Genomic DNA, 11,197 nt, shown 5'->3' with positions numbered 1-11,197 from the left:
CACGCGCTCCATCCCGGCCAGCGCCCGGTCCAGCGCGTCGCGACCCGCGGGCGACAGCGAGATGCGGTAGCGCCGCCGGTCGGCCGGGTCGCGGGCTGCGTACCGCGCATCTCCGTGACCCGGAGGGCAACCTCATCCAGTTGCAGTCGTACTGAGCTGAGTGTGGACCGGGAGCTCGGTCGAGGTCGGCACCGGCACTCCGGGGCAGGTGGCGGTGAGCCGCCCGGTCTCGAAGTAGTCGACCACCTTCGTGACGCAGCCCGGCACCCTGAGCGCGGAGCCGTGCACGTCGTCGTCGACGGTCACCACGTGCCCGCCGACGGCCGCCCTGGTGTCCAGCGTCCACTCGTACGGTGACGGGCTCTCGTGCAGGTGCCCCGACAGCACCAGCGAGCCGCCGGGCCGCAGGCGCGTGGTCTGCACGGGCAGCGGCCACCCGGCGCACGCAGGGAAGAACGAGGTGGCCTCGCCGGTCACCGGATAGCGCTCGAGGCGCTCGCGGTAGGCGTTCCAGGCCGAGTCGAACGTGCGCGCGCCCTGGTCCTCGTTGCAGAAGAACGCGACGCGCGCCGTGCCGTTGCCCCGCTCGGGCACGCCGGCGGGCGGGGGCGGCGGCCGGTCGCCGAAGAGCTTCCTGATCGTCGGGGGCGCGGTGGGGCCGGTCGCGCCCACCAGCTCCTTCAGCACCTGGGCGACCTCCGGCCAGACGGGGCTCGGCTGGCCCGCCGCCTCCGCGATCATCCGGCCGTCCACGGTGAGGTCGATGTCCGTGAAGGTCACTGGCTTGGCGTCGTACGCCTTGCGCAGATCGGTCAGCGCCGACACCACCTGGCTCTTCGTGCTGCCGAACCCGTACACGTCGTCCCGCTCCGCGATCCACTTGGCCATCCGCTGGAAGTCGCGGTCGGCGGCCCTGGCGCGTACCTCCGTGAAGACGTCCATCTTCGGCACCGGCAGCGCCACGCTGTCCAGCCACATGCGGTGCACTTTGGCCGGGAACAGGCTGCGCAGGACCGTGCCGAGCCAGGTGCCCCACGAGACGCCGAGGAAGCTGATCTTCGGCTCGCCCAGCGCGAAGCGGATTCTGTCGATGTCGCGGGCCACGTTGGCGGTCGTGAGCTGGCCGATGAAGCCGGGGTCCGACTGGCCGCAGGCCTGGTTGTCCTTGACCGTCTGGTCGTAGACCTGCCTGGCCAGCTCCTTGCTGACGGGTCCCGGCGGCGTCGGCCCCGGCCTGCCGCCGGAGCACTTGGCCTTCGTGCTGTAGCCGACGCCGCGCGGGTCGAAGCCGATCAGGTCGTAGCGGGCGTTCAGCCTCGCGTCGGTCATGGTGAGATCGAGCGGCATCAGGTAGCCGCTGCCGCCCGGGCCTCCGGGGTTGACCGCCAGGCTGCCCAGGCGATGTTCCCGGTCGGTGGCCTTGAGCCTGGTCAGGGCGATGGTGATCTGCTTTCCGCGGGGGTCGGCGTAGTTCTGGGGGACGGTGAGCGTCCCGCACTCCGTCCTGCCGAGCAGGCGTCTGAACTCGGGGAGCCGCTTGTCGTCGAGGCCCATCCAGCGCAGCACGTCGTCGGAGTAGGACGGGCAGTCCTGCCAGGTGATGGCCGGTCGCTCGGCGGCCCCGGCCGCGTACGCGGGTGCGGGCGCGGCCAGCAGGCCCGCCGTGAGCAGAGTTCGTAAGATCATGCCCCCAGGTTCGCGGCGGCCCGGCCCGGCGACATCCCCCGGCAGAGGGGGCCACGAGCCCACCTTCAGGGGATGATCGAGTCCACGTACCCGCCGTCGACCCGCACCGCCGCGCCCGTGGTCGCGGAGGCGAAGGGCGAGCTGAGATAGACGACCATGTTCGCGATCTCCTCGGGCTCGATCAGGCGCTGCAGCAACGACTGGGAACGGTGCTGGAGCATGAACGCCCGCTGCGCCTCCTCCCACGGCAGTTCCGTGCCCATGAGCTCGTACACGAACTTCTCGACGCCCCCGGTGCGCGTCGGCCCCGCGATCACCGAGTTGACCGTCACCCCGCTGCCCGCCGCCTCCTTGGCGAACCCCCTGGACACGGCCAGCAGCGCGGTCTTCGTCATGCCGTAATGGATCATCTCGATGGGGATGACCACGGCGGAGTCGCTGGCGATGTACTGGATCCGGCCCCAGCCGCGCTCGACCATGCCGGGCAGGTAGGCGCGCGTGAGCCGGACCGCGGCCAGCACGTTGACGTCGAAGTAGCGCCGCCACTCGTCGTCGGTGATCTCGAGTGCGGGTTTGGCGCCGAAGATGCCCAGGTTGTTGACGAGGATGTCCACCTGGGGCAGCGTGCGCAGCACCGCCGCGCAGCCCTCGTCCGTGGTGACGTCGCCGGGCGCCGCGATCAGGTCGCCGACTTCTATCTGCTCGATGGCCATCGCGACGGTGCTTTCGCTGCGGCCGTTGATCGCGACGTGGGCCCCCGCCAGCGCCAGCCCTTCGGCGATGGCCGCCCCGATGCCCTGAGTCGAGCCGGTGACCAGCGCGGTCTTGCCGCTGAGATCGATACGCACGATGTCTACGCCCCCTGTCTACGCCCCCTGGCTACCCCCCTGCCCGCCATTGTCCGTGGTGCGGAAGCGGGAGGTCGCGCCGGGGGTGGCACTCGGCCCGCGTCGCTCGCGAAGAGGCCGGAGCGCCGGTCATGTGCGTAGGCTGGTGGTGGCGTGGAAGGGGCGTGGGTGCACCGGATCATCCTGTGGCTCGTCGTGGTGGTCGCCTTCATGGTGAGCCTGGTCGTGCCCGGCAAGCCCGAGATCGAGGCGTGCCAGTCACGCGACACCAGAGTCGTCGCGCCGTACGCCGTCACCGGCTACTGGGTCATGCCCCGGGCCGATCCCTGCGTGACGCGGCGCATGGTCGAGGCGATCCACGCGATCGGCGGCGACACGATGATCACGTTCGGCCCGAGGTTCAGCGCCCGCGAGGACCCCGACTTCGCCGACTGCCTCGTGGACGGGCGGCCGTGCGCCGAGGTCCCCGGGGTCCGCCACGTCTACACCTACGTGACCAGCGAGGAGTTCGGGAAGGGGCTGCTGCGGTGCCCGGGGCTGGACCGGCGGATCGAGAGCCGGGGCCGGATCTTCTACCGGGTCTCGCTGGCCGGGTCCTGCCAGGACCCCGTACAGGATCTCGTGCTCATCGCCACGGACGGCGACGGGCTCGGCAACCTGATGACCGAGGCGGCCGCGTACGGGATGACGGTCTTCCCCGGGCTGCCCGCCGCGCCGCAGCTGGCCGGCAAGCCGTGGGAGCCCGACGCCGCGCACACCGCCGCACTGACCGCCTTCACCGCGCGGGTGCTCGCCGACTACCGGGAGCGGTTCTGGAGGTCTTCCGCGTTCGGCGGGGTGTACCAGTCGTTCGAGCTGGCCATGCGGACGCGGTCGGCCAAGGATCCGATCATCGAGCTGTACGCGGCCCAGCACAAGGTCGTCGCGGCCACCCTGCCGGGGAAGAAGATCGTGGTCAGCCCGTACATCGACGCCCGGAGAGGCCGCGGGTTCCCCCCGGATCAGGTGGAACAGGGGCTCGCCGACATCGCCGCGACCCGGGCGGGCCTGCCCATGGCCGTCGCCGTGCAGGACGGGCGGGGCACCGGGAAGGTGCCGGTCCACGGCATCCACGAGGCGGGGGCGGAGGTGGTGCCGCGCCTGGTGCCGGTCGTCGGGGACGTGAGCAACGCGCAGGCGTACTACGGCGCCACCCGCGACTACATCGAGGCGGCGGCGCGGCGGGTGCCGTCCGGGGTGGCGCTGTGGGTGAACGTGGAGGGGTTCGAGCCGACTCCCGTGGACGGGGAGTGCGGGCGGGTCGATCCGCTGCCGCTGCGCGGGCGTACCACGAAGAGCCGGATCGACCAGCAGGTGATGGCGGCCGGGACGCACGCCGCCAAGATCATCTCTTACGGGTGGGATCCCTTCTTCACCTGCCAGGCCCGCTACGACACGCCGTCGCTGGCCGACGACATCGTGAACGGCTGGCGGCAGCCGATCATCGTCGGCGCCTCGCGGAAGGAGCTGAACGGGCGGCCCGGCGTCCTCGTCGAGGGCTACAACCTGCGCGGCGGCACGCTCCGCTTCGACCCGCGGGGGGTGGTGGTCAAGCAGGAGTGGTACGGGAAGAGGCGGCTGGAGTCGGCGTGGGCCCCGTACGTTCCGTCAGGCCCCTGGACCTCGATCACCGCCACGAACGAGACCGGCCACTCCAGCACGAGCGGCTACGTGATCCGTTAGGCCAGCGCCGACACGAGGATGTCCGCCAGCAGGGCGGCCTGGCTGCCGTCCTCGTCCAGGTCGGGATCGAGGATCGTCACCTCCAGGCCCGCGGCGCCCGGGAGCTTCACCAGGCCGCGGATCAGCTCGGTGAGCTGCGCGGCGTCGAGCCCGCCCGGCGTGGGGGAGTCGACCGCGGACAGCACGGACGGGTCGAGCACGTCGGCGTCCACGTGGATCCAGAACCCGTCGAGCTCGTCCCGCACGAGCACCTTGCTCGCGTCGTCGAGAGAGATGTCCCTGCCGGGGACGCAGGCGATGCCGCTGTCCGAGAAGTCGTCGAGATCCTCCTCGTCCCGCACCCCCAGCACGATCACGTCCTCGTCCCTGACGTACGGCCGCAGCCCGTCGATGTCTGTCAGGTAGTCGTCACCCCGCCCGGTGACCAGGGCCAGGTCCTCCCCGGCCGCGGAGCCGACGTGCGGGGAGTTGCCGAGGTGCCGGAAGTCGGAGTGCGCGTCCAGGTACGCCAGCCCGTACCGTCCGCTCCTGCGCAGGTCGAGGGCCGGGCCGAGCAGGATCGAGCAGTCCCCGCCGAGCAGCACGGGGAACCCGCCCTCCGCCCTGATGGCGCCCACCCGGTCGGCCAGCCTGCGGGCGTAGGAGGCGATGGCGGGTCCGTTGCGCACGCCGCTCCCCGGCGTCCAGGTGGCCACGTAGCGGGGCGGGACGAGCGCGCCCGCGTCGGCCGCGCCCAGGCGCTGGACGAGACCGGTGTTCCGCAGCGCCCAGGGGGCCTTGTAGCAGCCGGGGATGGTGTCAGGGGCGGGCGGGCGCAGGCCGAGGTTGGAGGGCGCGTCGAGGACGACGATTTCTCTGTCAGGGGTTACTATGCTCATAGTCGTGACGGTAACAGGGGGTGGGCAGAATGCGCCAGTTCGTTGAGACGGGTCTTGTGGCACTCGACCTGGCCAACACGTGGGACGAGTACCTGGCGGATCCCGAGCGCCTGCCGGACGCGGAGGCCCTGCGCCGCTTCTGCCACGAGCTGGGGGAGCGCGGCGACCCCGGCGGTGCCGACCTCCGTGCGGTCCGCGCCGTCCGGGAGCGATTGCGCGCGGTGCTGTCCTGCGAGCCGGTGGAGCGAACGCGCGCCTTGGCTCAGTGGGCGGACGACCTCCCGATCCGGGTGATCGTGGAAGAAGCGGACGGGGTGCCGCGGCAACGGCTCCGCGCGCATGAAGAAGCCACCCTGGCCGAACGGCTCGCCGTGCGGTCCGTCGCCGAGCTGCTCGACATCGCCGCCTCGGGTGACTGGGACCGGCTCCGCCTCTGCGTGGCCGATCCCTGCAAGGACGCTTTCGTGGACCACAGCCGTCCGGGCAAGCGCCAGTTCTGCTCCACCCGCTGCGCCAACCGCGCCCACGCCGCGGCCTCCCGCGCCCGCCGCCGTTGAGGCTTCTGGACGGCCCTCGCAACGGAGATCACCGTGCTACGACGGCGGTCAGCCAGTTTTGCGCGGGACGGCTCAATGTGCTGTTGCGATCATGTCTGGGTCCTGGTGGTGGAGACGGCGCAGCCGTCGCACCAGAAACCGAAGAGCAGCCAGGGAAACTGCACCGGACCGAAGGGCGTGGGGCCGCTGTCGACGGCGGCAAGGAAGGGCATGAAGTTCCCGCACTCAGGGCAGATGGGATGCGTCTCGGGGGTTGGCCAGCGCGGTAGGCCGCCTACCTGATGGTGGGAGTTTCTGGTGACGCTTCCGGGGATGGCAGTCTTGCTGACACCCGTCTGGTTGGGGTGGGGCTCGAGGACCATGGACCGTTCGCCAGGTGTCAGTCGCGGCTCGCGGCTCGCGGGGCCTTGAGGGTTGAAGTAGACCTTCGTGCCCTGTCCGGTGAACCGCACGGTGATTACGTCAACTTCGTCGCAGTCGCACGAGAACCAGAAGAACGATGGATCGTGGCTCAGGTTGTGCGGCAGGTCGCCGGCCGACAGAGTGAGCACGCGTTCGGCCGGCGCCCCGCACTCTGCGCAGAGGGGAACCTGGTGCGGGTACGTGCCGCCCATGATGTGCTTGCTCGCACCTCTGTCCGCGACGAACCCCATGAACGCGGGGTGGAAGCCGGCCGCTCTCCCGGTGTCGGGTAGTCGGCCCGCGAGCGGCATCAGCCATTCCCAGTCCTCCGGGTTCGGCACCTCGTCGCGTACCGAGGCGATGAGTTCCGCGGCGTGTTCGGTGCGGATGAGGGCCAGCGCCCACAGGTGGTCCAGGTCGCCGTCGTTCTTCCACTCGGCCAACAGGGCGTCGGCCAGGTCGTCCGCGGCACCGGACAGCAAGCTCTCCTCGATGGACGGGCTGTCGATCCGGTCGGCGCAGTGGCGTAGGCGCTCCGGGAAGTAGATCCCAATATTGAAAAGGACGGCGGAGTATGGCGAATCCGGGTACGGGGCGGCCAGATAATCCTGGATGAACGCGTCCAGGGTGGCGGTCGGCAGCCACGGGACGAGCCGGGCCGCTGATCCGGCGAGCGGAACCGTACGACGCAGCCGTTCCGCTGCCCTGGTCTTCTCCGCCTGCGCACCTGGGATCATCTCGAGGTAGGCCGCCACATGCTCGGCGACCTGACTGTCCGATGTCTCCATGAGACAGGTGATCGCTGCGGCGATCCCCGCGGTGCCGGCCGAGGCAAGCAACGCCGTGACGCGCTCGCCCTTCGCCGCGACCGACAACTCCTCATCGAAGATGATCTCCTCGATACTCTGGATCATGATCAGACATGCCTCCATCTCGGCGGGTGAACACGACACGGTGCGCATACTGGCACGCCACCCCGATCCAGGCACCGGCCCGGGGACGAGCCTCGGGCAGAGCTACCTGCGTTGCACGGTTGCAGCGGCTGGATCGACAGTCAGGCCGCCATCGCCGCCCTTGTCCTCGTACACCGACCGCGGCTGCATAACCTGACTGCCATCAGTCAGTATCCGCCGCTACGTCGCAGTGCCCCCTCCCTGTTCTGCTGGGCGCACGATAGATCGAGGCTAGGAAATGCGCTTCCAGTAAGTGGAAATGAAGCCCCAAAGCAGTTGGCGGTCCACAGCCAGGCTCGCGTGTTTGTCATACCAGAAGCTTGTGAAGCCTCGCTGAACGTCATACGCGTGTGTCATCGGCTTGAGATTGAGCTCTACGGTCTTGTTGGCGAACGGGCCGATCCACCCGGGCTTTCCGGATAGATCCACTTCGTTCCAGCGTGGGCCCAGAACGGGGCCGAGGGCCGTTATTGTTCTCTGCCTGTCGCTCAGCAATAGCGGTCGGTTTTCCACGACAGACATGTTTGCTTTGATGAGGACGTTGTAGGCCATTTGCACGGTCTCGTCGAAGGTGGATTTCGCCCAAGCTCTGCCGACCTTCGTACGCTGCGGATCCGATGCGCCGAGGCTGCCTTTTTTACCGTCGGTCGTCTTCATCGAACGGCCCTTGGCCATGTCGAACTCGCGGCCGAACTGGCCAATCCGTTTCTGCAGGAAGAAGGGATTCTTTCCGTCCTCGGCGAACTTTGCGAGCGCGAAGAGGGCGTTCACCGGCGCGGTGACAATGAGAATCCCCAAAGCCCACTTGACATCATGCCACCGCTTGGCCGGACTCTGCTTCCAGCCTCTGCCCGTCAGGCTCGCATAGCTCGGGACAGGCCAGGATCGGGCGGCGAGTGCCGCGCCGGTGCTGAGAACGGCCATGCCGAATCCCAGCTTAGCGGCGTGCTCCCAATCCCAGCCGGCGCCGCTGGCCCATCCCGCGGTAGCCAGCACGGTTGTGCTCACCGCCCCGCCGGCCAGGATCCGGGAGAACGCCCGCTCCCAGGTGGCCGACTCCATGGCCTCGGCCAGACCGGTGAGCGCGGGTCCGCCTCGGCGCAGGAGCACGGGCAGCGCGGCGTGCGCACCGGCCATCAACCCGCCGGCGAGCGCTCCGTGAGACATATCCCGAACCAGTTCCCCCGCATCGATGGTGCCGGTGGTGAACAACTGATCGATCAGGCCCAGTCCGCCGGCGAACATCGCGCCCAGCGCGGCCTGACGGATGATCAGCAAGATGATCCGCAGTGCCTGGCCCTCCGCTCGGAGCAGCCTTTTCACCACGACGTCGAGGGTGGGGCCGAGCCGGCGGGCCAGTAGCTTTGCGAGGATCATCAATGCCACCACGAACGCCGCGGATGCCACGAATCGCCATCTGGCCTTGACAATCGCGTCATAGGCGATTTGAGCGCAGTCGGCGAGATGCTCGCACTGCTGCCGCAGGTACGCCAGCTGCCCCTGGTCTCCGTGCACCACTTGCGCGGCCCGTCCGAACGCGGCCGTGGCCGGCCCGCACCCGGCCCCGGCCGCACGACAGGCCTGCCCGGCGATCTGCCCCTGAACGTCGCCGACTACGCGTCCCATCGCCGTCGCGGCATCCCGCAGCCTCGTCACACCGTCGAGATCGCCATCCGGCCACGCGGCCCCGCATCCTACAGACTCGAGGAACCAGATCGCCTGGCTCACGAAGCCAGGCGGCGGCGTGGTCGTCGGAAGGCCGCCCGGCCCCAGCTCGGGCTTGTACTCCTCCGGATACTTCAGCCAACCCGGGCACGGCTGCTCACACGGGGTCCCACCGTTCGCCGCCTCGACTGTGGCATACCGGTCCCCCGTGACAACCAGCCCGGCCGCCATCCCGCGGAGCAGGTTCACCGCCACGACCAGGTTGTTCAGCAGCTCATCACGTATCTGGGCGAACCCCGGCACGCCCGCCTCGGGATCGCCCTCGAAAAGCCCCCGGCCCAGACCGTCCTGACCGAAGGGCCGCTCATCCATCGCCCGGCAGAACGCGTCCACGCCCCGGGCGAGATCATCAGCGGCCTCCCGGGTGCCTTTCCCCGCGCTGACCCAGCTCTCCGGATTGAATTGCAGGACCCCCGCAGGGGTCGAATCCTCGGCGGCGATAGCTCTTCAACTCCACGATCTACAGCAACCGCTCGCAACTGTAACGGATCAGCTACGCCGACGGAATATGTGGCCGCTTTTGAAGAGCACACGCCCCCAGCCGTCTCCCGCGCCCGCCGCTGCTGAAGAACCGGCTGGCAATCCAACGCGATATGCCGCTCCAGGCTCAGGCGCGACGCCAGGTTTGGCGCCGTGACTCCTTCCGCCACCCGTCAGCCGGCCACAATGGCTCACTGCAACAGTGCCGCTCGAGGAGGACGTCGTAGCCGAGGAGTTCCTCTGGCCCGCCTGGTTGCCCAAGACCGAGCGCCATGGGGTGCGTACGCCTTTCCTCTCCTCTTCCCACCACAACCGGGAGCTGAGTGACGACGCCGCAGGCTTCGCGTCAAGCCGCGGACCGCAGCAGCAGGCGTTCCTACAGGACCTTGTCGGCGAGTGTCTGAATGATGCCGGCGACCGTCTTGGGGGCTTTGAGGTCAGCGCCGTGATCCCGTTCGTGCATCACCACACGTTCTGCCCGGCGTAGAACGCGCTCGATGGCGTCCAACGGCGCAGTCTGCTGCGATGTGCTGCGGTCGCCGCTGAGTAGCACGGTGGGCGTGGTGATCCGGGAGTACGTGTCGAGGCGGCCGCCCAGCCGATCCACGGCTTCGAGATCGTCGATCTGGCACGGCACCAGCCTGCGGTAACGCGGGATGAGGGCGGTGAGCGCGGCTGCCGCCCATGCCTGCCAGGCCGGTAGGCCGATGGTCTGGCGGAAGAAGATCGCCATTGCCCGGCCTGGCTTGCCTGCGGCGCTCGCGGCCCGCGCGTGCGTGATGACCTCGCCGTCCTGGCCGGCCAATGGTGTGTCGATCACGGCGGCAGGTTCGAAGATCACCGCGCCGGTGAAGGTCGACGGTGATGCCGCCAGGGCTTCGAGGGCGACCACCCCGCCGGAGGAGTGGCCGTAGATGATCAACGGTTGACCGACTTGGCGGGCGATCGCCAGGATGTCGTCGACCTCCTGGGACACCGAACATGGTGTGCCGCCGATCTTGAGGTCCGGCCGGTACTGACGTCGGTGCAGGCGAAGGACGCGAAACCGCCGGGCGAGGATCGCGGCGAGCTTCTTGGTCCGCGTCCCGTCGTCCAACCCGGGGCCGATGATCAGGATGGCCGGCCCGTGCCCCTGGTCGTAGACGTGGATGTCAGTTCCGTCGGCTGCGATCACGGTGTCCATGCCGTCTCCTTCACGCTGCCTTAGCATTGCTAAGCTCGCCTTAGCAATGCTAAGGATGACTTAGCGCTGCTAAGGTGTCAACCGATGTGCGCGACCGCCCGCCCTGGCCTGACCAGACAGACGTTGATCGAGACGGCGCTGCGGCTTCTGGATGAGGTAGGGCTGGAGGGTCTGACGGTGCGCCGACTGGCCGCCGAGCTCGGCGTCCAGTCGCCGGCGCTGTACTGGCACATCCGCAGCAAGCAGGAACTGCTGGACGGCATGGCGGATGCGATCATCCTGGCTGCGGGGATGGGCCCGCCTCGCCACGGCGAGGCGTGGCAGGACTGGCTGGCCCGCCGGGCCCGTGCGTTCCGGCAGTCGCTGCTCGCCCACCGTGACGGCGCCCGCATCGTCGCCGATGCCGCCTGGCTCAGCCCCGCGACGGTCAGGGCGTTCAACGACGAACTGGCCGCCATGGTGGACCGCGGCTTCACCCCCGTGCTGGCACTGCGCACCATCACCGCCCTCTCTCAGTACGTCACCGGCTTCGTCCTGCAAGAACAGGCCCGGCCGCGCAAGCACGCCGAGGAGCCTGCGGACCCGATTGCCGCGCTGAGCGATCTACTGGACGGCGACACCTCCGCCCCCCTGCTTGCGGCGATCCGCGACGGCGGCACCACGACCGGCGACGACGCCTTCGAACATGGCCTGCAGGTACTCATCGACGGGACCATCGCCGCCCTCACCGCGCAGGCCACGTGACGGCTTGACGAACTTGCCG

9 protein-coding genes are annotated in these 11,197 nt (G+C 69.3%); 3 read left to right on the top strand and 6 right to left on the bottom strand.

What is annotated here, in order from left to right:
- Positions 1–132: 132 nt before the first annotated feature.
- Positions 133–1,686 (bottom strand): alpha/beta fold hydrolase, encoded by a 1,554-nt coding sequence (locus tag ABN273_RS21095; protein ID WP_349450646.1) that lies wholly within the window; start codon positions 1,684–1,686, stop codon positions 133–135.
- Between the two features lie 65 nt (positions 1,687–1,751).
- Positions 1,752–2,534: an SDR family NAD(P)-dependent oxidoreductase gene (locus tag ABN273_RS21090; RefSeq protein WP_349450645.1), complete on the bottom strand. Its 783-nt coding sequence runs from the start codon at positions 2,532–2,534 to the stop codon at positions 1,752–1,754.
- 168 nt (positions 2,535–2,702) lie between these two features.
- Here ABN273_RS21090 and ABN273_RS21085 point away from each other — a divergent pair, with 168 nt between their 5' ends.
- Positions 2,703–4,256 carry a DUF4434 domain-containing protein gene (locus ABN273_RS21085; RefSeq protein ID WP_349450644.1) on the top strand — a complete coding sequence of 518 codons (1,554 nt, stop codon included), beginning with the start codon at positions 2,703–2,705 and terminating at the stop codon, positions 4,254–4,256.
- On the opposite strand, the gene ABN273_RS21080 is transcribed toward ABN273_RS21085, so the two are convergent.
- Positions 4,253–5,134, bottom strand: coding sequence for an arginase family protein (locus ABN273_RS21080; protein ID WP_349450643.1), 882 nt, complete (start codon positions 5,132–5,134; stop codon positions 4,253–4,255). The genes ABN273_RS21085 and ABN273_RS21080 overlap by 4 nt on opposite strands.
- A gap of 29 nt (positions 5,135–5,163) precedes the next feature.
- Between ABN273_RS21080 and ABN273_RS21075 the strand changes: the two genes are divergently transcribed.
- Positions 5,164–5,691, top strand: coding sequence for a CGNR zinc finger domain-containing protein (locus ABN273_RS21075; RefSeq protein ID WP_349450642.1), 528 nt, complete (start codon positions 5,164–5,166; stop codon positions 5,689–5,691).
- Positions 5,692–5,780: 89 nt separating this feature from the next.
- Here ABN273_RS21075 and ABN273_RS21070 read toward each other — a convergent pair whose 3' ends face one another.
- From ABN273_RS21070 to ABN273_RS21060, 3 genes are all read right to left on the bottom strand, one after another.
- Positions 5,781–7,007, bottom strand: a complete 1,227-nt coding sequence (locus tag ABN273_RS21070; RefSeq protein WP_349450641.1) for a hypothetical protein — start codon at positions 7,005–7,007, stop codon at positions 5,781–5,783.
- A gap of 270 nt (positions 7,008–7,277) precedes the next feature.
- Positions 7,278–9,104, bottom strand: coding sequence for a sugar transferase (locus ABN273_RS21065; protein ID WP_349450640.1), 1,827 nt, complete (start codon positions 9,102–9,104; stop codon positions 7,278–7,280).
- A 523-nt stretch (positions 9,105–9,627) separates the two neighbouring features.
- Positions 9,628–10,347 (bottom strand): alpha/beta fold hydrolase, encoded by a 720-nt coding sequence (locus tag ABN273_RS21060; RefSeq protein ID WP_349450639.1) that lies wholly within the window; start codon positions 10,345–10,347, stop codon positions 9,628–9,630.
- Positions 10,348–10,518: 171 nt separating this feature from the next.
- Between ABN273_RS21060 and ABN273_RS21055 the strand changes: the two genes are divergently transcribed.
- Complete coding sequence (locus ABN273_RS21055) at positions 10,519–11,178, top strand: TetR/AcrR family transcriptional regulator C-terminal domain-containing protein (protein ID WP_349450638.1); 660 nt, start codon at positions 10,519–10,521, stop codon at positions 11,176–11,178.
- Positions 11,179–11,197 lie beyond the last annotated feature (19 nt).

This window comes from Nonomuraea sp. B19D2 (assembly GCF_040137845.1).
GTDB lineage: Bacteria > Actinomycetota > Actinomycetes > Streptosporangiales > Streptosporangiaceae > Nonomuraea.
This window is presented reverse-complemented; position numbering and strand designations above follow the sequence as displayed.

Bases quoted from the DNA above. Each gene is read 5' to 3' on its own strand.
- ABN273_RS21055 (WP_349450638.1), top strand. From the start codon at position 10,519: ATGTGCGCGACCGCCCGCCCTGGCCTGACCAGACAGACGTTGATCGAG.
- ABN273_RS21095 (WP_349450646.1), bottom strand. From the start codon at position 1,686: ATGATCTTACGAACTCTGCTCACGGCGGGCCTGCTGGCCGCGCCCGCA.
- ABN273_RS21080 (WP_349450643.1), bottom strand. From the start codon at position 5,134: ATGAGCATAGTAACCCCTGACAGAGAAATCGTCGTCCTCGACGCGCCC.
- ABN273_RS21070 (WP_349450641.1), bottom strand. From the start codon at position 7,007: ATGATCCAGAGTATCGAGGAGATCATCTTCGATGAGGAGTTGTCGGTC.
- ABN273_RS21075 (WP_349450642.1), top strand. From the start codon at position 5,164: ATGCGCCAGTTCGTTGAGACGGGTCTTGTGGCACTCGACCTGGCCAAC.